This is a genomic window from Streptomyces sp. NPDC001858 (assembly GCF_053594615.1).
This window is the reverse complement of record NZ_JBSFEV010000014.1, coordinates 88,035-111,132: the sequence shown is the minus strand read 5'-3', so window position 1 is coordinate 111,132 and position 23,098 is coordinate 88,035. Positions and strand designations below refer to the sequence as shown.

Sequence of the window (23,098 nt, the reverse complement as noted above, 5' to 3'; positions counted from 1 at the left end):
GGCGATTCATCGAACCGTATGGCACCGGACCCTATTGACCGGTCAATTGAGTGATTGTACGGTCTAATGATGACCGTGCCGCTCTACGTACAGATCAGGCGAGAGCTAGAGGCGAGGATCCGGGCCGGGGAACTGCCCCGTGGCGCGCGGCTGCCGACCGAGAAGGAGCTCTCGACCCGGTACGGCGTCAGCCGTGCCACGGCCCAACGGGTCCTCAACGACCTGGCGGAGTCGGGACTGGCGATCCGTCGGCGGCGGCACGGCACCTTTGTCGCGGACGTGACACGGCAGATCAATCTGCTGAACTTCGTCACGCCCGCGACAGCCGCGAAGGGCGTACCGGGCCGACACGAAGTCGTGTCCGCGCGGATCGTCCGGGCCGCCGACGCGGTCCTGACGCTCCCCGGCGCCCCGGCCGACACGGCCGTGGTGGAACTGGTCCGCCGCAAGCTCGATGTACGCGAGGAGCCGCAGTCCGTCGAGCGGCACGTCGTCCTCTTCGCGGTCGCCCCCGAACTGCTGAACGAGAACCTCGAAGACCTCGTCACCCTCCCCTATCTCCAGCGCGCAGGCGTGGCCGTCGACGCGATCCGGGTCTACCTCGACCCGGTGTGCCTCGACGAGCACGACGCCGCCCTGCTGCACAGCGAGATCGGGACGCCCGCGCTGATGCGGCGCAGGGAGTTGCGTGCCGACGACGGAAGCACCGTCGAGGTGGTCACGACCGTCGTCCGTCCCGGAACCGCCGAGTTCTTCCTGGAGCTGCCCGTCCCGGTCGTCTGAGCAGCGTGTCGCTGCCGGAAAGGAAGTGCGCACACCATGAAGGTCATCATCATCGGCGCCGGCGTACTGGGCGTGAGCGTCGCGAGGCAACTCGCCCTCGTCGGCGAGGACGTTCTCCTGCTCGACCGGTCGGGAGCCGGCGCCGGCACGTCCGCGACCACCTTCGCCTGGATCAACTCCAGCCGGAAGCCCGACCCGGACTACCACCGGCTGAACCTCGCGGGGATGGCGGAGCACGCCGGACTCGCCGAGCGACTGCGCGGCGCGCCGTCGTACTTCCCCAGCGGGGCGCTGCAATGGGCGGACGCCGCACGCGAGCAGTGGCTCGCCGACAACGTGCGACGACTTCAGGCCCTGGACTACCCCGCACGCTGGATCACGCCCGACGAGGCGACAGGGATCGCGGGCGACCTACGGATCCCGGCGACCATCACCTCCATCGCGCACTTCCCGAGCGAGGGATACGTGCTGCCGGCCCGCTTTGTGGGCGATGTGCTGGCGGACGCCGAGCGGCACGGAGCCGTGTGCGCGATCGGCGAGGTCGTGGCCGTCGACGACAGACCTGACGGAGTGACCGTCACCCTGGCCGGAGGCGAGGTCCACCGCGGCGATCGAGTCGTCCTGGCGGCAGGCCGCTGGACCGAACGGCTCGCTGCACGGGCCGGGATCGATGTTCCGATGGTGACGGATGCCGGGCGCGGAGCGCAGACCGTCGGTCTGCTCGGGTACGCGAGCGCACCGGAACTCGACCTGCGCTGCGTGATCCACAGCCCCGGCCTCAATCTGCGCCCGGCGGCCGACGGCCACGTCGTCTTACAGGCGCTCGACCTGAACGCCGACGTCGATCCCGAAGACCCCCCGTCCGCGGACGGGGCCATCGCCGGCACCCTCGCTCGGCGGTTCGCCGCGCTGCTGCCCGACCCGAGCCGGGCACCGAGGATCGACCTGCGCGTCGGCCTGCGGTCACTGCCCGCGGACGGCCACACCATCGCCGGCTATGCCTCCGCGCACTCCCGCGTCTACTGCCTCGTCTCGCACAGCGGGGTCACCCTGGCGCCGATCCTGGGACGCCTGGTCGCGACCGAGATCACCACCGATCGGGAACAGGACCTCCTCCGGGCCTTCCGGCCCACCCGATTCGCGGGCGCAGGACGCTCGGCCATCGAGGTGGATCAACACGCCACCGGCCTGGGCGAGCAGTAGCCGACGTACGCGCCCGCGCCTCGACGAAGGCCGTCGAGCTGATCCGCGCCTTCCTGACGCCGACGCCGACGCCGACGCCGACGGCGAAGGGCGGCCGAGCCCGGCTCGTATGACACGTCGCGCACATCTCGTGGGAGCAGTTCCGGTACAGGGAGGCCAGGTCCGCGTCCGACAGCCTGGCCACGAGATCCTCCGGGCTCTCGCCGGTCAGGGCTGCGGCGCCCAGCAGCGTCAGCGCGACTTCGTCGATCGCGGCGTCTTCGATGAACCAACCGGCACCAGCCATGGGATCACTCCTGTCGTGGGCCGCAGCGTCGGACTAACGGTGCGGTTCATCGGGCCTGTCGAGCAGGTGGTCGGCCAGATCGTCGAGATGCATGTGCTCCGTCTCGGCTCCGGTCGGCACCTGGTCGAGAGTCCGGCGCAGGAACACGTCGAGCGCCCGCGCCGACGTGGCCAGGACGACCGGCTCCGCCTCGGCACCGGGACGCAGACCGATGCAGACCTCGCTGACGGCGGTGCGCCGCGCGGGCCACACCTGGACGTCGCCATCGCCCGCGAGCCGGTGTCGACCGGCGAGGAGGAGGTCCCGGGCGAACACCCACTCGACGGACAGCTCGGCGCACACATGAAAGGTCATGGACACGGCATAGGGGTCCGAGCTGGCATAGATCATGTCGACGGCCACCGGTTGGGCCGCATCGTCGGAGAGAAGGAATCGGGCAAGTGTTCTGAACACCACAGGAGCCTGATCGCCAGGACGTCTCATCGCCATCACCACGGAATCGGGTCGGCAGGGCCTGCGCTTGCACACCCGGACTTGCGAAACCAGCCTGCACCTGGGCCGGCGGCTCTCGCACCTGTGGAAGTCCCTGGCCCACCCCTGGGTCACCTACGTGGCCATCCCCGGGGGTCACCCCCGGGGGAACCCCTTGCCCAGGGGCGGGCCCGCCGAGTCCTTACGCGTTCTTGATGATCCGGCCGGTAGGGGAAGCGCCCCGAATTGAGACGCTGGGGGCGTCTGAGGCCCAGGCCCACCCATGTGCGGGCGCGAGCAGCCGCCCCGCCGTCCGATCCTGCTCGGGTGCCGGCCGCGGTGAACGCGGCCGGCAGGTCATCCGCCGAGTCCCTGCTCCGGCGCGGGTTCGTACGCGCCGCGGGGCAGGGCGTCGCGGAGCTGTCTGCGGGAGGTGATCGACAGCTTGGAGAAGATCTTGCGCAGGTGCCATTCGACGGTCCGCGGGCTCAGGAACAGCCGGGACCCGACCTCCGGGTTGGAGAAGCCGTCCCGCACGAGCAGCGCGATCTGCTGCTCCTGCGGTGTCAGCTCGTCGCCCGGCGAGTCCCCCGGCCTGTTTCTGCGCAGGGACTCCCCGGTGGCGAGCAGCTCACGACGGGCCCGCTCGGCGAACGCCTCCATCCCGATCGACGCGAACATCTCGAAGGCGGTGCGCAGCTGACCCCGCGCCTCGACGCGCCGCCGCTCCCGGCGCAGCCATTCGCCGTACAGCAGATGCGCACGCGCGAGTTCGGGACGCAGCCGGGTCCGGCCCAGCCGCTCGATCGCCCGCCGGTAGAGGCGGTCCGCGGACGCTCCCTCGCTCAGCAGGGCCCGGCAGCGGGCCAGGATTCCCTGCGCCCAGTCGGTGTCGCACGGCTCCGCCGCGTCCGCGAGCCGCGCGAGTGCGGCGGCGGCGACCTCCGCCTCACCGGTGCGCGCCGCCGCCTCGACCAGTTCGGGCAGCACCCAGACCGAGACCCACAGCTCGGCGATCCCGGCACTGACCTCGGCGGCCGGCATCGCCTGCTCGTAGCGGGCAAGACCGTTGTAGAGGACCGCGGCCGCCCAGTGGGCGATCGTGACGCCCATCAGCTGACCGCTCGCCCCGGCGTCCTCGATCGTGGCGGCGATGAGCGCCTCGGCGTCGGCCGTGCGGCCCCGCAGCGCGCTGAGACGGAGCCTGACGTGCGGGGCCAGGGTGACGCCGGTCGCCGCGGCGACGACGTCCGCCTCGTCGACGATCGCCGCCGCGGCGACGAAGTCGCCGGTCCAGGCGGTCGCCATGCCCAACGACGCGAGATGGACCGGGAGTTCGGTCAGCGCGCCCGCCGCGCGTGTCACCTCCACCCCCCGGCCGTACAGCACGCGCATGGCGGCGTCGTCCCAGACCGCCGCACTCACGCCGTTGGCCACCCAGCCCCACTTGAGGAGGTCGTGCGCCGGAAGATCCGCGAGCGCGGTCGCTGCCCGCCGCAGCACGGGGACGGCGGCGGCCCGCCCGTCCGTGACGAGCCGGGCGCAGCCCGCGATCACGAGATCGAGCGCGCCGGGAGGCTCCGTCGCCGCCGGAAGCGCACCCATCGCCCGGGAGATCGCCAGGAGGCCGTCGGCGTCCGCGGCGACCAGCGCCGAGGTGCCCCACGCGATCAGGTAGGTCTCGCGCGCCAGACCCATGTCGAAGGACTCCAGGCGCCGCGCGGCCGTCAGCAGCAGCGGCGGCGCCTCACGGCCGAGGCCGGCCGCGAATGTGATCTCGCTCCGCACCAGCTGCGCTCGAACGCGTTGGAACTCGCTGCGGGCGTTGTGGTCCGCGACGGCGACGAAGCGGCGGGCCGCGTCGAGGTCGCCGGCTTGGAGGCTGGCGTCCGCGGCCCCCACCGCCCGCTCGGCGCGCCGCGAGGCGTCCACGGTCAGGGTCACGGATCGCTGGAGGAACGCGGCCGCGGCGGCCAGCCCGCCGCGCGCCTGCGCACGGTCGGCGGAGCGTTCGAGCTCGGCGGCCACGGACTCGTCGGGGCCGGCGGTGGCGGACGCGAGATGCCAGGCACGCCGGTCCGGGTCGACGTACGGGTCGGTCGCCTCCGCCAGGGCCAGGTGTGCCGCCCGGCGATCGGCCTCGGTCGCCGACCGGTACACGGCCGACCGCACGAGCGGGTGCCGGAACGTCACGCGCACATCGAACGACAGCAGCCCGTCCGTGCCCTCGGCCAGGGCCGTCTCCGGCGTCATCCCGAGCCGTTCGGCCGCACGCCACACCAGGACCGGATCGCCGACCGGCTCGGCGGCGGCGATCAGCAGGAGCAGCCGGGTCCGATCGGACAGCTCCTCGATCCTGCGCAGGAAGCTCTGCTCGATCAGGTTGGGCAGCGTGTCGGCGTTCAGCAGGCCGAAGCCGCCCGCCAGCTGGGTGACGGTCAACCCGCGAGGCAGTTCCAGCAGGGCGAGGGGATTGCCTCTGGTCTCCGCGACGAGCCGGCCGCGGATGTCCTGGTCGAGCCGGGCGGGCGTGACCGAGTCGAGCAGGGTGCGTGCGGCGGCGTCCGCCAGCCCGGTGACCTCCAGCTCCGCCAGCCCGAGCAGGTCCGGAGCCCGTTCGCGGGCGCCGAAGACGAGGCCGATCGACTCGGCCAGCAGCCGCCGCGCCACGAAACCCAGCACTTGCGCCGAGGCCTGGTCCATCCACTGCGCGTCATCCACCAGGCAGAGCAGCGGGCGCTTCTCCGAAGCGTCCGACAACAGACCGAGCACCGCCATGCCGACCAGGAAACGGTCGGGTGGGGGCCCCGCTCTGATTCCGAACACAGTTTCGAGTGCGGTGCACTGCGGCGCGGGAAGGTTCCACAGCCGGTCGAGCAGCGGGCCGCACAACTGGTGCAGGGTGGCGAACGCGAGTTCCATCTCGGACTCGATGCCGATCGCACGCACCACGAGCAGGTCGGCAGCCGCATCCGTCAGATGGCCGAGCAGCGCCGACTTTCCGACGCCGGGCGGTCCGTGGATCACGAGCGCTCGGCTCTCTCCGGTGCGGACGGCGTCGAGTACCTCGTCCAGGAGGGCGCACTCGGGCTGCCGTCCGAGCAGACGGGCCTTGTCCCCGTGTCCCGAGCCGTACTCCGGATTCGCCACGGTTGCCCGCTCTCATCACGGTTGGCCCCCTGGTCACACCGCACGCTACAGCGGTGGCGCGGTGGCCGGAATCCTCGCGGGGTAAAAAGAATATATACGGCACTTTTTCCTCCGCGAGGACGGTCAGGGGTCAGGGGGCAGGGGGGCATGGCGTCATGGGGTCAGGACGACCCTGCCGAAGACCTCGCCCGCGTCCATCTTCCGGTGGGCCAGAGCCGCTCGGTCCAGCGGCAGCACCTCGTGCACGACCGTGCGCAGGTCCCCGCGTGCGGCGGCGGCGAACTGGGAAGAGCGCACGGACCGCGTCTCGGGGCCGGGCACGGTGTCGGAGCTGAAGGTGGAGAACGACAGCGACTTGAGGAAGGCGTCCATCAGCCGCATGCCGAAGTCCGCCGGCGGCTGCCCGGCGACCACGCCGACTGCCACGAACCGTCCGTTGGAGTTCAATCTGTCGAGGAAAAAGGGGAGTTGGGGACCTCCCACGACATCGATCACCACGTCGAAGCCCGACGGCGCGTCCGGGCCGCCCTCGCCGGAGCGGTCGAGGACATGGGTCGCGCCCAGCTCCCGCAGCCGGGCGCCGCGCTCCGCGGACGACGTGGTGACCACCACCGCGCCCGCGCCGCGCCCGGCCGCGAGCTGGACCGCCGTGATCCCGATGCTGCCCGCCGCCCCGCGCACGAGCACCGTCTCGCCGGGCGCGAAGCGGGCATGGTCCAGGGCGAAGTGGGCGACCGTGCCGGAACCGCCCAGCGTCACCGCGTCTGCGCAGGTCAGGCCGTCGGGCAGCGGAAGGACGTCCTCGACCGCGGCGACGGCCTGTTCGGCGTACCCACCCGACAGGCCGGTGAACGCCCACACCCGCCGCCCGGTCCACGAGGCGTCCACGCCCTCTCCCACGGCGGTGACGGTTCCCGCGACCTCGCTGCCGAGGAGATGACCCTCCCGGAAGCCGTACGCGGCGAGCGTTCCCCGGCGGATCACGGCGTCCACGCCGCCCACCCCGATCGCCTCCACGGCGATCCGCAGCTGCCCCGGCGCGGGGTCGGGCGCCGGCACGTCGACGACCTCCAGTCCATCGGGATTTCCGAACGTCCTGATCACGACGGCTTTCAACTCGGCTCCTCGGGTCGGTGGCTGAACGGGGCACGGCCGCAACGGCGTTGGACGGCGAGCAGGCCCGGCCCCACTGCCATCGGACCGTAACGAACGCATCCGTCCGGCTGGCTACAGTGAGAAACCATGACCGGCCGTTTGCCTCACATCGTGCGCTCCGACGCCCGCGACAACCGGGCCCGCATCCTGGACGCCGCCCGCGCGGTGTTCGGCGAGGAGGGCCTGAACGCGCCGATGCGCGAGGTCGCCCGGCACGCGGGCGTCGGCCCCGCCACGCTGTACCGGCATTTCCCGACCAAACAGGCCCTGATCGCGGAGACGTTCGCAGCGCAGCGCCGGGCCTGCCGCGGCATCGTCCGCGACGCCCTCGCGGACGCGGACCCATGGCACGGATTCCGGAGCCTGGTCGAGCAGATCTGCGAACTCCACGCCGCCGGCCGGGAATTCGCCGACGCCTTCATGACGGCCTTCCCCGAGGCCATGGACTCCGCCGCCGACCGGGAGCGGATGCTGGGCGCGGTCGCCGAACTGGCCCGCCGCGCCAAGGAGACGGGCTGGTTGCGCCCCGGCTTCGTCGTCGACGACCTGGTCCTGATGCTCATGGCCCACCGAGGCGTCCGGGACGCGCCGCACGCCGACCGGCTCGCGGCCTCCCGCCGCTTCGCCGCCTACGTGATCGAGGCGTTCCGCGCGGGGGAGGAGCCGGGAGCGCGTGCACCGCTGCCGCCGGCTCCACGCCTGCGGTTCCCGCACGCGCCACAGGAACTCGGCCGGTCCTCGCAGCCGACGGCCTCGTCGGTCACCGGCGGCAGCCGGGTCGGAGAGGGCAGCTGAGAGGGTGGCTGACGCCCGTCGGCCCGGAGCGGACGACGATCGCGTTTCGGACAGAGGCGTCACGTCGGAACCGATCGCGGTCCTGGCAGGATGGATGCATGGAACGTGTGGTGGGAATCGGTGGATATTTCCTGCGGGCGGCCGACCCGACGGCCCTGAGCGCGTGGTATCGCGACTGCCTGGGCCTGGACGCCGATGAGCACGGCCTGTGGCGTCAGGAAGCCGGGCTGACGGTGTTCGCGACATTCGAGTCCGAGACCGACTACTTCGGGTCCCGCGCCCAGCAGACCATGCTCAACTTCCGGGTCCGCGACCTCGACGCGATGCTCGCGCAACTGCGCGCCGCGGGAGCGGACGTGGCCCAGGACGTCCAGGAGATGGCGGGCGTCGGCCGATTCGGCTGGGTCACCGACCCTGAGGGCAACCGGATCGAGCTGTGGCAGCCCGCCTGACCGCCTGACCGCTTGGGTGCCTGCGGCCTCGGAACGCGGGCGTGGGCGTGGTGACGGGGGTGGCCCTCAGCCGACGAAGACGGTGCTGGCCAGGGTCACATGGACGGCGGTGCCGCCGAGGATGCTGAGCAGGGCGTTGCGACGCCACAGGTGCAGACCGAGGATCCGCCGTAGACGAGCGCGGCGGACAGGCCCGCCCACCACCAGTCCAGACCCGGACTGGACGACCAGCGCCCCGAAGGGGAGCCCGAGCGGCAGGAAGCCCAGCCCCACGGAGGCGGAATCCGCGAGGCCCCGGCCCGCCGTGGCGAACCGGGGGAAAGTCGGGCGTCACCGACGACGGCAGAACGTATCTCCGTGGGTCGGCCTGACCCCGCCACCGTGTCTGCGCCGGGTCAAACGGCTCGAAGCGGCCGGGATCATCGCCGGATACCGGGTCGTCATCAGCCCTGAGGCCCTCGGTCGCGGCCTCGAAGTCCTCGTCGACGTCGAGATCTCCGCGCAGGACCGCAAGACCGTCGCCGAGTTCGAGGAGACCGTGGCCTCCTACGAGGAGGTCATCGAGTTCCGCCGCATGTACGGCCGCCCCGACTGTTTCGTCCGGGTGGCCGTCGCCGACCACGCCGCCTACGAGGTCTTCCAGACGCAGAAGCTCAGCGGGCTGCCCGCCGTCCTGCGCCTCGAATCCCACCTCACCATGAAGAAGATCAAAGCGGAGAGCTGAATCCTTGAAGGCGACCGCCGGCGGTCGCCGCCGCCATGAACATCGGCAGCGCCAGGAAGAGGCGGTCGGCCTCGGCCCGCTCGCGCTGCTCCGCGATCCAGTTGTCCGTCTGCTCGCGGGTGACAGCGCCGGTGGAACAGGCCGCTTCGGCCAGACCGGTGAGCCAGGGCGACATCGCCGGCCCGGTGAACACGGCCGTGTGCACCTCGACCGTGACGTCGTCGAAGCCGGCGTCCAGCAGCAGGCTGCGGTAGCGGCGCGCGGCACGCGGATCGGCGGTCAGGCCGGCGCGGGCGTGCACGAGGGCGCGGGTGAGGGCCGGATCGTCGGAGTCGATGACGAAGGCGTCCCAGTCCTGGCCGACCAGCAGGATCCGCCCTCCGGGCGTGAGAACCCTGCGGGCCTCCGCCAACGCCCGCTCAGGGTCGGCCAGTTCGTGGAACACCTTGTCCGCTCGGTAGCCGTCCACCGAGGCGTCCCGCAGGGGCAGTTCGTAGGCTCCCGCGATCCGGAAGTCCGCCTCGGGCCATCGGCCACGGGCGACGGCGATCATCCGCTCGCTCGGGTCCACACCGACGGCCCGCACGCCCCTTCCCGTCAGCTCCGCCACGGCCCGTCCGGCGCCGCAGCCGACGTCCACGACCGTCGCGCCGCGTTCGGCGCCGAGCAAGTCATAGGAGCGAGCCCTCAACTGCTCGGCGCCCGGCAGCCGTTCGGCGGCGTCGAGGCGCGCCAGGAGGGCGTTCGCCGGGTGGCTCGGCTGTTCCGTCTCGCTGGTCATGGGCGCCATGCTCGGACTTAATGTCGGCATGAAGTCAACGAGCACCGGGTGCCTCTCGGCGGCGAGCGTGGACCGATGACCATCGGCGCGCTCGCGGAGCGCTTCGGTCTGGCCACGCACGTCCTGCGGCACTGGGAGTCGATGGGGCTGCTCACCCCGGCGCGTGACGCCGCGGGGCACCGTCGTTACGGCACCGCCGACCTCACCCGCGTCGCCGTCATCCTGCGGGCCAAGGAGGCAGGTCTCTCGCTCGACGCCATCCGCTAGGTGATGTGCCCGCCGAGGTCGAGGGCGAGCGTGCCGAGGGGCAGGCGTTCCACCAGGTCGGCGGCCGCGAGCCCGGACCGCGGGGGCGGCTCCGGGCGCCGGGGGCGGACGAACCGCGGCCGGTCCGGAATGGCCGGAGGGAAGGCGGCCGCGTCCAGCACGCGGGCGATGCGGCGGGCGCTCGACGCGATGTGCCGGCGCTCACTGCGGCTGAGCACGGGGGAACGCTCCGGAGCCCACAACAGCAACAGCGTGCCCCGGCAGTGCCGGATCTCGGTGAGCGGAGCCACGGCGAACGCGAGCGGATACGGAACGGCCGCCGCCACGCGCGGGTAGACGCGGGCCAGCTCCTCCAGGGAACTCACCCAGACGAGCCGCTCGTCGCGGATCGCGTCCTGGCTGGGGCCGCGGGCGGTGACCGAGGCCCGCCACCACGGCATGAAGATCTCGACCGGCATACCGCACAGCGCGACCAGACCCAGCACGGGTTCCGCCGGGTCCAGCAGATAGACGCCTCCGTACCGGGCGCCGGTACGGTGCACGGCCGCTGCCAGGGCCTCGCCGAGCGGATCGCCCTCACCCGGCCGCTCTCCGGTCCTGGCCCCGGTCATGTAGCGCAACACCTGACGCCCATGGTCAGAACGCTAAGCCCGCACGACGGCGACAGCATGTGGATCAGCTGCGCCGGACCGGCCCTAGGACAGGCCGGAGGCCCGCAGCACCGCCCGGGCCGTCTCGCCGTCGATGCGTTCGGCCAGTCGCCGGACCACGTCCTCCCCCTGGGCGAGGGTGCCCTTGTCCAGGGAGCGGTGGACGCCGGTCTCGAGTTCGTGCCACAGGTGGAGACGAGAGCGTCCGTCCGCACGGCGCGTCGGCGCAGTGGGCCGCGTACCACCAGCCAGCCGTCCCCGGCCGTGACGCGCTGCGGGAACAGCACGGCGAAGATCGCCACGGACAGGGCGAGCCACAGCAGGGCGCGAGGCGGGGTCAGCGTGCCGGCGTCCCAGTCGACCAGGACCGCCAGAGCGCCGAGGGAGAGCGCCCAACCCACCGCGAGCCGGGCGCCACCGCGCCGATGGCGGTCGCCGGCCGGACTCAGCGGTCGGCTCGGATGCATGGCCGACCGGCAGGTGCACCGGCACGGCGTGCTCGCTCTGGCCGTCGTGTCGGCGGGCCTGCTGGTGTTCTCCGGCGGCGACACGAACACCCTCGTGCCGCTCTTCGCCATCGGCGTCTTCATCGGCTTCACCATCGCCCAGGTGGGCATGGTCCGGCACTGGCGGCTCGAACGCGGGCCGGGATGGCGGGGCAAGGCGCTGCTCAACGGCTTCGGCGCGGTCCTGACGGGCGTGGCGACGATCGTCGTCACCGTGTCCAAGTTCGACGACGGCGCCTGGCTGATCGTGATCGCCCTGCCGCTGCTGGTCGCCGCCTTCACGGCCGTGCACCGCGCCTACACCCGCATCGGCGAGCGCCTCGGCCTCGGCTGCATCCCGGAGCCGCCGCACCGCGACCGCTCCGTGGTGATCGTCCCGATGTCCAACCTGTCCCGGCTCACCTGTGAGGCGCTGAACGCCGCCGCCTCCCTCGGCGACGAGGTGCGCGCGGTCACCGTCTGCCATCCCGACCCCGAGGACCGCGCCCATGCGCATGCGCTGGCGCGCGCCTGGGCCGCGTGGGACCCCGGAGTGCCGCTGATCCAGCTCCCCTCCGAGCGCCGCACCCTGGGCCGCCCGGTCGCCGCCTACGTCGGCGAGACGGCCGCCGCCGAGCCCGATGCCCGGGTGACCGTCCTGATCGCCGAGGTCGAACCGGAACGGCTCTGGCAGAGGCTCCTGCAGAACCAGCGCGGCGCGGTCGTCGCGCACGCGGTGCGCAGGGACACGGACGCGGTGATCTGCCGCCTGCGCTTCCGCGTCTCCTGACCAGTCCGGCTGCGCGTCTCGCCGCCTCTCACGTCCCACCCGCCTCGCACCGCGGCCCGCCCCTGTCAGGGGCGGGCCGTCGGCGTTTTCCAGCGGACGAATGGATTCGTTCCCGCAGATGGAGGGGGTTGCCGTATGGGTTCCGTCAAAGCCGGACCCATTGCCGTAAGGGAGGTGTCAACGGCGATCGAATCCGGCCACGGAGGCGGTTTCCTCTAATCGTCCGTTCGATCCGAACCCCTTCTCAAGGAGCTCGCGATGGCCGACCTGGCCTTCGTCGTCACCACGATCGCGGTGTTCACGTTGGTGGCTCTCGTCGCCAAGGGGGTGACGAAGCTGTGACCGCCGAGAACATCATCGGCCTGGTCGTGGCCGTCGCCCTGCTGGGCTATCTCGTCCTCGCCCTTGTCTTCCCGGAGAGGTTCTGAGAACAGATATGGGTCCCGTACTTGCCGGTGTGCTCCAGCTGCTCGCCCTGACAGGGGCACTGGCGCTCGCCTACATCCCGCTCGGCGACTACATGGCCAAGGTCTACTCCTCCGACAGGCACTGGCGTGTCGAGAAGTGGATCTACAAGGGCATCGGCGCCAACCCCGACACCGAGATGCGCTGGCCCGCCTATCTGCGCGGCGTGCTCGCCTTCTCGGCGGTCGGCGTGCTCTTCCTCTACCTGCTGCAGCGGCTCCAGGGCCATCTGCCCGGCTCGCTCGGCTTCGCCGCCATCGACCCGGACCAGGCGTTCAACACCGCCGCGTCCTTCGTCACGAACACCAACTGGCAGTCGTACTACGGCGAGCAGGCCATGGGCCACGTCGTGCAGACCGGTGGTCTGGCCGTGCAGAACTTCGTCTCCGCGGCCGTCGGCATCGCCGTCGCCGTGGCGCTGGTCCGGGGCTTCGCCCGGTCGCGCACCGGTGAGCTGGGCAACTTCTGGTCGGACCTGGTGCGCGGTGTCGTCCGCATCCTCGTGCCGTTCTCGGTGGTCGCCGCGATCGTCCTGGTGGCGTGCGGCGCCATCCAGAACTTCTCCGGCATCCACGAGGTCGGGCAGTTCATGGGTGGCCAGCAGGAGTGGAACGGCGGCGCGGTCGCCTCCCAGGAGGCCATCAAGGAGCTGGGCACCAACGGCGGCGGCTACTTCAACGCCAACTCCGCCCACCCGTTCGAGAACCCCACCCCGTTCACGAACCTCTTCGAGATCTTCCTCCTCCTGGTCATCCCGTTCGCCCTGACCCGCACCTTCGGGCGCATGGTCGGCAGCCTCAAGCAGGGCTACGCGATCCTGGCGACGATGGCCACGATCTGGCTCGGCTTCATCGCCCTGATGATGTGGACCGAGTTCGCGCACCACGGCCCGGCGTTCGACATCGCCGGCAGTGCGATGGAGGGCAAGGAACAGCGCATCGGCGTCGGCGCCTCGTCGATCTTCGCGGTGTCGACCACCCTGACCTCGACGGGTGCGGTGGACTCCTTCCACTCCTCGTTCACCGGTCTCGGCGGCGGCATCACCATGCTGGGCATGCAGCTCGGCGAGATCGCACCCGGTGGTACCGGCTCCGGCCTCTACGGCATGCTGATCATGGCCATCATCGCGGTGTTCATCGCCGGTCTGATGGTCGGGCGCACGCCCGAGTACCTGGGCAAGAAGATCGGCACGCGCGAGATCAAGTTCGCGGCCCTGTACATCCTGATCACCCCGGCGCTGGTGCTCATCCTCACTGCCGCGGCGATGGCCCTGCCGACGCCGGGCAACTCGATGACGAACTCCGGCGCGCACGGCTTCTCCGAGATCCTGTACGCGTATTCGTCGGCCGCGAACAACAACGGTTCGGCGTTCGCCGGTCTGAACGCGGACACGCAGTGGTTCAACAGCACCCTGGGCCTGGCGATGGTCCTCGGCCGGTTCCTGCCGATGGTGTTCGTGCTGGCGCTGGCCGGCTCGCTCGCCGAGCAGAAGCCGGTGCCGGCGACCGCGGGCACCCTGCGCACCGAGAAGCCGCTGTTCACGGGTCTGCTGGTGGGCGCGATCCTGATCATCACCGGTCTGACCTACTTCCCGGCCCTGGCGCTGGGTCCGCTGGCCGAGGGGCTGGCGTCATGACCACCCGTACAGAGAAGCAAGAGGACTCGATGTCCACTGCCACCCCGACCCGGGCGCCGCACAGTGATGTGCCGACCGGTCACAAGCCCGCCGAAGGACGCGTCGGCGCGGGTCTGTTCGACCCGAAGCAGCTGCTGAAGTCGCTGCCGGACGCGTTCCGCAAGCTCGATCCCCGGGTGATGGTCAAGTCGCCCGTGATGTTCGTGGTGTGGATCGGCTCGGTGCTGACCACGGTCTTCTCGTTCAAGGACCCGGGCGACTGGTTCGGCTGGACCATCAGCGTCTGGCTGTGGCTGACGGTCGTGTTCGCCAACCTGGCGGAGGCGGTGGCCGAGGGCCGCGGCAAGGCGCAGGCCGACACCCTGCGCAAGGCCAAGACCGACACGGTCGCCCGTCGGCTCAACGGTGCTGTGGAAGAGCAGGTGCCCGGCACCGAACTGCGCATCGGCGACCTGGTCGTCTGCGAGGCCGGCGATGTCATCCCCGGCGACGGCGACGTCGTCGAGGGAGTCGCGAGCGTCGACGAGTCCGCCATCACCGGTGAGTCGGCGCCCGTCATCCGCGAGTCCGGCGGCGACCGCTCGGCCGTCACCGGCGGCACGAAGGTCCTCTCCGACCGGATCGTCATCAAGATCACGACGAAGCCCGGCGAGACCTTCATCGACCGCATGATCGCCCTGGTCGAGGGCGCGGCCCGGCAGAAGACGCCGAACGAGATCGCGCTGAACATCCTGCTCGCCTCGCTGACGATCGTGTTTTTGCTGGCCGTCGCCACGCTGCCGCCGTTCGCGGACTACGCGGGCACGCATCTCACGATGGTCGTGCTGGTGGCGCTGCTGGTCTGCCTCATCCCGACCACGATCGGCGCACTGCTCTCCGCGATCGGCATCGCGGGCATGGACCGGCTGGTGCAGCGCAACGTGCTGGCCATGTCGGGGCGGGCCGTCGAGGCCGCGGGCGACGTCTCCACGCTGCTGCTGGACAAGACCGGCACCATCACCCTCGGCAACCGGCAGGCGTCCGAGTTCGTGCCGGTGACCGGCACCACCGAAGCCGAACTGGCCGACGCGGCCCAGCTGTCGTCGCTGGCCGACGAGACCCCCGAAGGCCGCTCCATCGTCGTCCTGGCGAAGGAGAAGTACCGGCTGCGCGAGCGCCGGCAGGGCGAACTCGAAGGCGCCGAGTGGATCGCCTTCACCGCCCAGACCCGGATGTCGGGCGTGGACGTCGACGGGCGCAAGATCCGCAAGGGCGCGGCCGGTTCGGTCGTCGCCTGGGTCCGGGAGCAGGGCGGCACGGTCTCCGAGGACGCCGGCACGCTCACCGACCGGATCTCCGAGGCGGGCGGCACCCCGCTGCTCGTGGCCGTGCAAGACACCGACGGCGCACGGGTGTTGGGCGTCATCCACCTCAAGGACGTCGTCAAGGAGGGCATGCGGGAGCGGTTCGACGAACTGCGCCGCATGGGCATCAAGACCGTCATGATCACGGGCGACAACCCGCTGACGGCCAGGGCGATCGCGGACGAGGCCGGCGTCGACGACTTCCTCGCGGAGGCCACTCCCGAGGACAAGATGGCGCTCATCAAGCGGGAGCAGGCGGGCGGCAAGCTCGTCGCGATGACGGGCGACGGCACCAACGACGCACCGGCCCTCGCGCAGGCGGACGTCGGCGTCGCCATGAACACCGGCACGTCGGCCGCGAAAGAGGCCGGCAACATGGTCGACCTCGACTCCAACCCGACCAAGCTCATCGAGATCGTCGAGATCGGCAAGCAACTCCTCATCACCCGGGGCGCGTTGACGACGTTCTCCATCGCCAACGATGTCGCCAAGTACTTCGCGATCATCCCGGCGCTGTTCGCGGCCGTCTACCCGGGCCTGGACAGGCTCAACGTCATGAAGCTGTCCTCGCCGGACTCCGCGATCCTGTCCGCGGTCATCTTCAACGCGCTGATCATCATCGCGCTGGTGCCGCTCTCCCTCAAGGGCGTGCGGTACCGGCCGGTCAGCGCGGACAAGATGCTGCGGCGCAACCTGACGATCTACGGCGTCGGCGGCCTGATCGCCCCCTTCGTCGGCATCAAGATCATCGACCTGCTCATCTCCCTCATCCCCGGGCTGTAACTATTTGAAAGCGTGTTGATCGGCCATGAACAACTCGGTATCGAACACGGCCCGGTTGCTGTGGGCGGGGCTGCGCGCCCTGCTGGTGCTGACGGTGGTGACGGGTGTGATCTACCCGCTGACCGTCACCGGTGTGGCGCAGGCCCTGTTCAACGACCAGGCGAACGGCTCGGAGATGAAGGCGGACGGCAAGGTCGTCGGCTCGTCCCTGATCGGGCAGTCCTACAACCTGCCGCTGAAGGACGGCCGGGAGACCCCGGAGCCCGACCTGAAGTGGTTCCAGGGCCGCCCGCAGAACGGGCTGGGCACCAACAGCGTCAACACCCAGTACTCGCTGATCCTGTCCGGCGCGACGAACCGCTCCGGCGACAACAAGGACCTCATCGACTGGGTGACGGCCGCCAAGGCCGCCGTCGTCAAGGACAACTCGGTCGGCGGCTACACGGTCAAGCCCGCCGACGTGCCCGCCGACGCGGTGACGTCGTCCGGCTCGGGCCTGGACCCGGACATCTCCCCGGACTACGCGGACATCCAGGTCCACCGGGTCGCGGAGAAGAACGGCCTGTCCGTCGACCAGGTGCAGAGGCTGGTCGACGAGCACACCGACGGCCGCACGCTCGGCTTCATCGGCGAACCCCGGGTCAACGTCCTGGAGCTCAACATCGCGCTCAAGGAACTAGTGGCCAAGAGCTGATGGGCTTACGTGCACCACGCGGGAGTCGGCGCACCGGGGCACCCCGCCGCGCCGACTCCCGCCGCCATGGGGTCGACCCGGCGCCCGACGGCACCACCGCGCTCCGGCTCGCCGCCGCCCGTCAGCCCGACGTGGTCCCGCTCGACCTGGGCCTGCCCGACATGGACGGCACCGAGGTCATCAAGGCGCTGCGCGGCTGGAGCCGGGTGCCGATCCTGGTGCTGTCGGCGCGCCGCGCCTCCGAGGAGAAGGTCGCCGCGCTCGACGCCGGCGCCGACGACCACATCACCAAACCGTTCAGCATGGACGAGCTCCTGGCCCGGCTGCGCGCCGCCGTCCGCCGCACCGAGGACGCGCCGCTCGCCCCCGAGACCGTCCTGGTGACCACCGACGACTTCACTCGACCTGCGCGCCAAGAAGGCCACCCGCGCGGGCCACGACGTCCGGCTCACCCCGACCGAATGGCATCTGCTGGAGATCCTGGTCACCAACCCCGGCCGGCTCATCACGCAGAAGCAGCTGCTCCAGGAGGCCTGGGGAGTCTCGCAGAGCAGCTGTGCGCCTTCCATCGAAGCGCGCGAGGGGCCGGTCGCTGCCTGCTGTTGGTGCACACCTGACGCCGGGAGGACGGTTCACAACGCTTCTCTGACATGTCGGGGGTTCGACGTCACCTGGCACACTGGCCGGATCCCGGCGAAGGAGTACACCGCATGTCGATGGTCGGCAACCTGCGCAAAGTCGCCCGTCTCGCGCTGCGGGGACGGCGCGTGGACCTCAGCCACCCGGCCCGGTCCCCGCTCGGCTCGACGGTCGTCAACTGCGTCATCTACCAGGACGGCGTCCGCCAGGAGGCCGCCCCCACCGTCGAGGAATCCGTCGCCCGGGTGCGCAAGCGCGGGCACGGCTTCGTCTGGCTCGGCCTGCACGAGCCCACCGAGTCGGAGTTCGCGCAGGTGGCCGAGTTGTTCGGCCTGCACCCGCTCGCCGTCGAGGACGCCGTCCACGCCCACCAGCGCCCCAAAGCCGAGCAGTACGGCGAGGTCCTGTTCTCCGTCTTCAAGACCGTCACCTACGTCGAGCACGCCGAACTGACCGCGACCAGCGAGGTCGTCGACACCGGCGAGATCATGATCTTCACCGGCCCCGACTTCGCCGTCACCGTCCGGCACGGCAGCCACGGCTCCCTCGGCCCCCTGCGCGAAGACCTCGAAGCCCACCCGGAACTGCTGGCCAAGGGCCCGTCCTCCGTGCTGCACGCCATCGCCGACCATGTCGTCGACGACTATGTGACCGTCGCCGACGCCGTCCAGAACGACATCGACCAGGTCGAGACGGACGTCTTCTCCCCGCACAGTCCCCGAAACGCCGACGCCGGGCGCACCTACCAGCTCAAACGCGAACTCCTCGAACTCAAGCGGGCCGTGGTCCCGCTCGCCCGCCCCCTCGACCGGCTCGCCACCGAACCCCGCGCCTGTGTCGACAAGGACATTCAGGCGTACTTCCGGGACGTCGCCGACCACCTCGCCCGTGTCACCGAGCAGATCACCGCCTTCGACGCCCTGCTCGACTCCATCCTCCAGGCCCACCTCGCGCAGGTCACCGTCGCCCAGAACGAGGACATGCGCAAGATCACCGCCTGGGCCGCGATCATCGCCGTCCCCACCATGGTGTGCGGCGTCTACGGCATGAACTTCGAGCACATGCCCGAACTGCGCTGGCGCTTCGGCTACCCCCTCGTCCTCGCCGTCATCGTGACCGCCTGCTTCGTCATTCACCGGGGGTTCAAGCGCAACGGCTGGCTCTGACCCGTCCTCGGGGCCAGGTGCGGAACGCCCGCGGTCCGGGCGCTCGGCCGAGGAGGTTCTCAGATGCCTGCGCGGGTGAGCGTCACATGCGTGACGCCGCTGGGGGAGCCGGCGGCCTCGAGGTCGTAGTTGTTCTCCAGCGCCTCCAGGCCGTCCCAGAGGCGTACTCCCCGGCCGAGGAGGATCGGGACCAGCACCACGTGCATGCGGTCGATGAGCCCCTCGGCAAGGAAGTCGCGGATCACGGTGGGGCCGCCGCCGATGCGTACGTCCTGGTCGCCCGCGGCCTCGCGGGCCGCCGCGAGCGCCTTGGCCGGCGACGCGTCGAGGAAGTGGAAGGTCGTGCCGCCCTCCATCTCGATCGACGGGCGCGGGTGATGGGTGAGGACGAAGGTCGGGGTGTGGAACGGCGGGTTGGGCCCCCACCACCCCTGCCATTCCGGGTCCTCGTGCCATCCCGGCGGGCCGAACTTTCCGGCGCCCATGATCTCCGCACCGATCCCGGGCGCGAACTGCTGCGCGAAGGCATCGTCGAGACCGCCGGTCCCGCCGGGGCGGCCGGTCATCGTGTGCCAGAACCGGGTGGCGAACATCCACTGGTGCAGCCTTTCGCCGGCGTGGCCGAACGGCGCGTCACGGGTCAGGCCCTCGCCGGTGCCGAAGCCGTCGAGCGAGATGGAGAAGTTGTGGACGCGGACGAGTGACATAGCTGGCGATTCCCTTTCTTTCTCTCTTTCTTTCCTTCCCTGCGTCCAGTCTCGGTGTTTCGGCCCGGTCGCGCAGCCGCCGTCGGCGTGGACTCTCATCCGAGCCGGCGCAGGTATGCCTCCAACTCGGCGGCCCCGGTCAGCATCGCCCGTCCGCGGGCGGACAGCCGGTCGTGCCAGTCGCGCAGGGTGGCCTCCAGCGGCTCCAGTCCGCCGGCCTCCCGCACCTGGGCGATCAGCGGGGCGATCTGCTCCAACAGGTGGCCGCCGCGCCTGAGTTGATGCGTCAGCCGGGCGTCCCGTACGTCGGCGTCGGCGTAGACGCGATACCCGGTCAGCGGGTCGCGGTGCGGGCGGACCAGCCCGGCGTGCTCCCACTTGCGCAGGGTCGCGGGCCGGACGCCGAGCTGCTCCGCCAGCGGCCCGATGAAGGTGCCGCCGGGCCCGGACGACACGGCTGGACCTGCCTTTGGACCGGTCGGCTCCAGGCCGGCCAGGGCGCGTTCCACTGCCTGGAGGGTCCGCCGGTCGTCGAGGAGTTGGGCGTGGCTCTCGTCGATGAGGCGGAACGCGTCCTCGGCCGCGCCTTCGTTCACGGCCCGCATGATCGACGTCGCCGTCCGATGGCCGTGGCCGGGCAGCAGGGCCAGGAACGCGCGCAGGGCCTGCGCGTGCAGCGGGGTGTAGGTGCGGTAGCCGCTCGCCGTGCGATCGGCGGCCGGAAGGATGCCTGCCTCCTCGTAGTTCCTGATCGCCTGCGTGGACAGACCGTGCCCGCGCGCCAGGTCGATCGGCCTGAGCCGCTCGTCGCTTTGAAGGTTTGCTCCCATGACCCCGCCGATCCCCGCCGATACTGCGAAAAAGCCTCAACCGAAAGTTCAACGATACCGTTGAGGTCATGGCTATCGACATCAAGGAAACCGCCCAGGCGATCGAGGCCGCCGCCGTCATGAGGCTGCTCCCGGCCCGCCCGCGGCTGCTGGCGCTGGGCGAGCCCACCCACGGTGAGGACACGCTGCTCGACCTGCGCAACGAGCTCTTCCGGCAACTCGTCGAGGAGGAGGGCTACCGGACGATCACGATCGAGAGCGACTGCATGATGGGCCTGGTCGTGGACGACTACGTCACCACCGGCACGGGCACCCTCGACGAGGTCATGGAGCGCGGGTTCAGCCACGGCTGGGGCGCGTCAGCGGCCAACCGCGAACTCGTGCGCTGGATGCGCGCCCACAACGACGGCCGGCCCGCGTCCGAGCGGCTGCGCTTCGCCGGCTTCGACGGCCCGCTGGAGATCACCGGCGCCGCGAGTCCCCGGCAGGCCCTCACCGCGCTCCACGGCTGCCTCGCGGCCCACGTGGACCCGGACCTGCTGCCCTGCACCGCGGACACGCTCGACCGCCTGCTCGGCGCCGACGACCGGTGGACCGATCCCGCCGCGATGACGGACCCGGCCCGGTCCGTGGGACAGTCGCCCGAGGCCGGCCGACTGCGGCTGCTCGCCGACGATCTCGTGGCGCTGCTCGACGCGCAGACACCGCACCTGATCGCGGCGACCTCGCGGGACGACTGGCGCCGGACGCGCCTGTACGGGCGCACCGCCACCGGCCTGCTGCGCTACCACCACTGGATGGCCGACGCCTCACCGGCCCGTATGACCCGACTGGTGGGCCTGCGGGACCAGATGATGGCCGACAACCTCCTCGCCCTCGCCGAACGGGCCCCGGCACTCGTCCACGCCCACAACGGCCATCTCCAGCGGGACAAGAGCACGATGCGGATGGGCGGCCTGCCGCTGCGGTGGTGGAGCGCCGGCGCGCTCGTGAACGCCCGCCTGGGCGAGGACTACGCCTTCCTGGCCACGGCCCTCGGCACACTCCGGCACCAGGGAGTGGACATCCCGCCGCCGGACACCCTCGAAGGACTCCTCCACGCGCTCCCGCAGGACCGCTGCGTCGTCGACCCCGCCGGGCTGGCCACCGTCCTCGGGGACACGTGCCCCGCGCCCCGCGAGTCCCCGTACTACGGCTACGCCCCGCTCGACGCGGCCCACCTCGCCGCATACGACGGCATCGTGTTCGTCAGGGACGTCCCGCGAAGCTGAGCGTTCCGCTGGAGATGCCGCGATGTGCCGTCGTTCTGCTGCGGCCCCGTCGTGGCTGGTCGCGCAGTTCCCCGCGCCCCTTCAGGGCGCTGCCGAACCGCGGCCGCAGGCCTCTCGGATGTGGCGGGGATCACGGTGGGGGGAAAACCTGCGGCCCGGCTCGGGCGTCTAGCCGGTGTGAGATCAGTCAGAGCAGCGCTGCTGCACCAGTGGGACGAGGAACGTCTCGTGCGGCTGGTGGCGAAAGGCGACCGTGCCGCCTTCGAGGAGTTGTACCGGCGCACGGCGCCGTGGCTGGCGGTGCGGCTGCGCCGCCGCTGCGCGGACGAGCAGATCGTCGCGGAGGTCATGCAGGAGACCTACCTGGTGGTGTGGCGCGCGGCGGGCGCGTTCGCCGGAGCCGCGGTCGGCGGGACGGCCGTCGGGTGGCTGTGGACGATCGCCGCGCGCCGCCTCGTCGACGCGTTCCGGCGCAGGGCGCACCACGCGGAGCCGCCGCCGGCCGCCGCCGTGCCCGAAGCAGCCCCCGCCGCCGAGGAGTTGGCGCTCGCGGCGACCGTCGGCGGCGATGTCGGGGATGCGCTGCGCTGCCTCGCACCGGAGTTGAGACAGGTACTGCAGGCCATGGTGCTCGACGGGCTGTCCGTCCGGGAGACCGCGGTCCTGCTCGGGCTGCCCGAGGGCACGGTCAAGACCCGTGCCCGCCGGGCCCGGATCGCGATGCGGAGGGCGCTGGCATGAGCGTGGAACATGCGTCGACGCGGATCATCGAAGGCTACGCGCGCGGCGGCACGGACCTCGCCGCCGACGAGGTGTGGGCCGTGGAGGCCCACCTGGAGACGTGCCGGGTGTGCCGTGACCGGCTGTCCGCCGCCGTCGCCGTCGAGGCGCCCGCCGTGGCGTCGCTGGTCGACACCGTGTGGTCCGGCCTCGAACCCCGGCTCGCGGTCACCGCCACGATGCCGCGCGGACGACGCCGGTCGGCACGGCTGTCGAGATGGCTGACGCCCACGATGGTGCCCTGGCTCGCCATGGTCGTCGCCGTGACGCTGCTGGCCCTGCTGCTCGACCTGGTCGGCACCACCGGCTCCGGATCCGGTTCCGGCGGGGTGTCGCTGGTGCTGCTGTTCGCGCCGGTCCTGCCCGTGCTCGGCGTCGCCGCGTCCTGGTCGCGCGGGCTGGACCCGGCGTACGAACTGACCGCCTCGGCGCCCAGGGCCGGGCTCCACCTGGTGCTGCGACGCACCGCGGCCGTGCTCGGCGTGGTCGTCCCCGCCCTGCTGGTGGGCGGATGGCTGACGGGGGTGATGGTGGCTCAGTGGCTGCTGCCCTGTCTGGCCTTCACGGCGACGACGCTGGCGCTCGGCGGAGTCGTCGGGGTGACCCGCGCCGCCGTCGCGCTGGCCGCCGTATGGGCCGTCGTCGTCGTGGCGCCGACTCTGGCCGCCGGCCGTACGACCTTCGCCCTGCAGACGAGCGGACTGCCCGCGTGGGGGCTGATCCTCGCACTCGGCGTCGGCGTCGTGATCGCCCGCAGAGGCGCGTACTCCGTGCTGGGAGCCCACCGATGAC

The 23,098-nt window shown here is 71.4% G+C and carries 20 protein-coding genes and 4 pseudogenes; 16 read left to right on the top strand and 8 right to left on the bottom strand.

What is annotated here, in order from left to right:
* Positions 1 to 69 precede the first annotated feature (69 nt).
* A complete protein-coding gene (locus ACWCPF_RS21545; RefSeq protein ID WP_451046668.1) occupies positions 70 to 783 on the top strand; it encodes a GntR family transcriptional regulator in 714 nt (237 codons plus the stop codon).
* Between the two features lie 36 nt (positions 784 to 819).
* Positions 820 to 1,986, top strand: coding sequence for an NAD(P)/FAD-dependent oxidoreductase (locus ACWCPF_RS21540; protein WP_451046667.1), 1,167 nt, complete (start codon positions 820 to 822; stop codon positions 1,984 to 1,986).
* Positions 1,987 to 2,305: 319 nt separating this feature from the next.
* On the opposite strand, the gene ACWCPF_RS21535 is transcribed toward ACWCPF_RS21540, so the two are convergent.
* The 3 genes from ACWCPF_RS21535 to ACWCPF_RS21525 all read right to left on the bottom strand — a co-directional run bounded on the left by ACWCPF_RS21535 (position 2,306) and on the right by ACWCPF_RS21525 (position 7,009).
* Positions 2,306 to 2,662, bottom strand: a complete 357-nt coding sequence (locus ACWCPF_RS21535; RefSeq protein WP_451046666.1) for an SsgA family sporulation/cell division regulator — start codon at positions 2,660 to 2,662, stop codon at positions 2,306 to 2,308.
* A gap of 438 nt (positions 2,663 to 3,100) precedes the next feature.
* Entirely contained in the window at positions 3,101 to 5,893 is a 2,793-nt protein-coding gene (locus ACWCPF_RS21530; RefSeq protein WP_451046665.1) for a helix-turn-helix transcriptional regulator, read from the bottom strand.
* A gap of 153 nt (positions 5,894 to 6,046) precedes the next feature.
* Positions 6,047 to 7,009: a zinc-dependent alcohol dehydrogenase family protein gene (locus ACWCPF_RS21525; protein WP_451046664.1), complete on the bottom strand. Its 963-nt coding sequence runs from the start codon at positions 7,007 to 7,009 to the stop codon at positions 6,047 to 6,049.
* 126 nt (positions 7,010 to 7,135) lie between these two features.
* Here ACWCPF_RS21525 and ACWCPF_RS21520 point away from each other — a divergent pair, with 126 nt between their 5' ends.
* Entirely contained in the window at positions 7,136 to 7,843 is a 708-nt protein-coding gene (locus ACWCPF_RS21520) for a TetR/AcrR family transcriptional regulator (protein WP_451046663.1), read from the top strand.
* 98 nt (positions 7,844 to 7,941) lie between these two features.
* On the top strand, positions 7,942 to 8,295 hold the full coding sequence (locus ACWCPF_RS21515) for a VOC family protein (protein WP_451046662.1): 354 nt from the start codon (positions 7,942 to 7,944) through the stop codon (positions 8,293 to 8,295).
* Between the two features lie 66 nt (positions 8,296 to 8,361).
* Here ACWCPF_RS21515 and ACWCPF_RS21510 read toward each other — a convergent pair.
* Positions 8,362 to 8,457, bottom strand: a pseudogene (locus tag ACWCPF_RS21510) (branched-chain amino acid ABC transporter); the annotation flags it as partial.
* A 142-nt stretch (positions 8,458 to 8,599) separates the two neighbouring features.
* On the opposite strand from ACWCPF_RS21510, the gene ACWCPF_RS21505 reads away from it, so the two are divergent.
* Positions 8,600 to 9,019 (top strand): Lrp/AsnC family transcriptional regulator, encoded by a 420-nt coding sequence (locus ACWCPF_RS21505; RefSeq protein ID WP_451046661.1) that lies wholly within the window; start codon positions 8,600 to 8,602, stop codon positions 9,017 to 9,019.
* Here the strand turns inward: ACWCPF_RS21505 and ACWCPF_RS21500 are convergent.
* Positions 9,003 to 9,800: a methyltransferase domain-containing protein gene (locus ACWCPF_RS21500; protein WP_451046660.1), complete on the bottom strand. Its 798-nt coding sequence runs from the start codon at positions 9,798 to 9,800 to the stop codon at positions 9,003 to 9,005. The genes ACWCPF_RS21505 and ACWCPF_RS21500 overlap by 17 nt on opposite strands.
* A 75-nt stretch (positions 9,801 to 9,875) precedes the next feature.
* Between ACWCPF_RS21500 and ACWCPF_RS21495 the strand changes: the two are divergent.
* Positions 9,876 to 10,064, top strand: a pseudogene (locus tag ACWCPF_RS21495) (MerR family transcriptional regulator); the annotation flags it as partial.
* Here ACWCPF_RS21495 and ACWCPF_RS21490 read toward each other — a convergent pair.
* Positions 10,064 to 10,678, bottom strand: coding sequence for a hypothetical protein (locus ACWCPF_RS21490; RefSeq protein ID WP_451046659.1), 615 nt, complete (start codon positions 10,676 to 10,678; stop codon positions 10,064 to 10,066). The pseudogene ACWCPF_RS21495 and the gene ACWCPF_RS21490 sit on opposite strands and share 1 nt — an antisense overlap.
* A 507-nt stretch (positions 10,679 to 11,185) precedes the next feature.
* Between ACWCPF_RS21490 and ACWCPF_RS21485 the strand changes: the two are divergent.
* From ACWCPF_RS21485 to ACWCPF_RS21455, 7 genes and pseudogenes are all read left to right on the top strand, one after another.
* Positions 11,186 to 11,992: pseudogene (locus ACWCPF_RS21485) on the top strand (amino acid permease); the annotation flags it as partial.
* Between the two features lie 338 nt (positions 11,993 to 12,330).
* A complete protein-coding gene (gene kdpF / locus ACWCPF_RS21480) occupies positions 12,331 to 12,420 on the top strand; it encodes a K(+)-transporting ATPase subunit F (RefSeq protein WP_451046658.1) in 90 nt (29 codons plus the stop codon).
* 8 nt (positions 12,421 to 12,428) lie between these two features.
* On the top strand, positions 12,429 to 14,093 hold the full coding sequence (gene kdpA / locus ACWCPF_RS21475) for a potassium-transporting ATPase subunit KdpA (protein WP_451046657.1): 1,665 nt from the start codon (positions 12,429 to 12,431) through the stop codon (positions 14,091 to 14,093).
* Positions 14,090 to 16,219 carry a potassium-transporting ATPase subunit KdpB gene (gene kdpB / locus ACWCPF_RS21470; RefSeq protein WP_451046656.1) on the top strand — a complete coding sequence of 710 codons (2,130 nt, stop codon included), beginning with the start codon at positions 14,090 to 14,092 and terminating at the stop codon, positions 16,217 to 16,219. Before kdpA ends, kdpB begins: the two co-directional genes overlap by 4 nt.
* Positions 16,220 to 16,244: 25 nt before the next feature.
* On the top strand, positions 16,245 to 16,913 hold the full coding sequence (locus tag ACWCPF_RS21465) for a potassium-transporting ATPase subunit C (RefSeq protein WP_451046655.1): 669 nt from the start codon (positions 16,245 to 16,247) through the stop codon (positions 16,911 to 16,913).
* 56 nt (positions 16,914 to 16,969) lie between these two features.
* Positions 16,970 to 17,465, top strand: a pseudogene (locus ACWCPF_RS21460) (response regulator transcription factor); the annotation flags it as partial.
* A 158-nt stretch (positions 17,466 to 17,623) separates the two neighbouring features.
* A complete protein-coding gene (locus ACWCPF_RS21455) occupies positions 17,624 to 18,718 on the top strand; it encodes a magnesium and cobalt transport protein CorA (RefSeq protein WP_451046654.1) in 1,095 nt (364 codons plus the stop codon).
* A gap of 59 nt (positions 18,719 to 18,777) precedes the next feature.
* Here the strand turns inward: ACWCPF_RS21455 and ACWCPF_RS21450 are convergent, their stop codons facing one another.
* The gene (locus ACWCPF_RS21450) at positions 18,778 to 19,425 is read right to left on the bottom strand and encodes a dihydrofolate reductase family protein (RefSeq protein ID WP_451046653.1); all 648 of its coding nucleotides are present in this window, start codon (positions 19,423 to 19,425) and stop codon (positions 18,778 to 18,780) included.
* Between the two features lie 95 nt (positions 19,426 to 19,520).
* Positions 19,521 to 20,255 (bottom strand): TioE family transcriptional regulator, encoded by a 735-nt coding sequence (locus ACWCPF_RS21445; protein WP_451046652.1) that lies wholly within the window; start codon positions 20,253 to 20,255, stop codon positions 19,521 to 19,523.
* Positions 20,256 to 20,323: 68 nt separating this feature from the next.
* Between ACWCPF_RS21445 and ACWCPF_RS21440 the strand changes: the two genes are divergently transcribed.
* From ACWCPF_RS21440 to ACWCPF_RS21430, 3 genes are all read left to right on the top strand, one after another.
* Positions 20,324 to 21,526, top strand: coding sequence for an erythromycin esterase family protein (locus ACWCPF_RS21440; protein WP_451046651.1), 1,203 nt, complete (start codon positions 20,324 to 20,326; stop codon positions 21,524 to 21,526).
* A gap of 177 nt (positions 21,527 to 21,703) precedes the next feature.
* Positions 21,704 to 22,267 carry an RNA polymerase sigma factor gene (locus tag ACWCPF_RS21435; RefSeq protein ID WP_451046650.1) on the top strand — a complete coding sequence of 188 codons (564 nt, stop codon included), beginning with the start codon at positions 21,704 to 21,706 and terminating at the stop codon, positions 22,265 to 22,267.
* Complete coding sequence (locus ACWCPF_RS21430) at positions 22,264 to 23,097, top strand: zf-HC2 domain-containing protein (protein ID WP_451046649.1); 834 nt, start codon at positions 22,264 to 22,266, stop codon at positions 23,095 to 23,097. The genes ACWCPF_RS21435 and ACWCPF_RS21430 overlap by 4 nt, the downstream gene beginning before the upstream one ends.
* Position 23,098 lies beyond the last annotated feature (1 nt).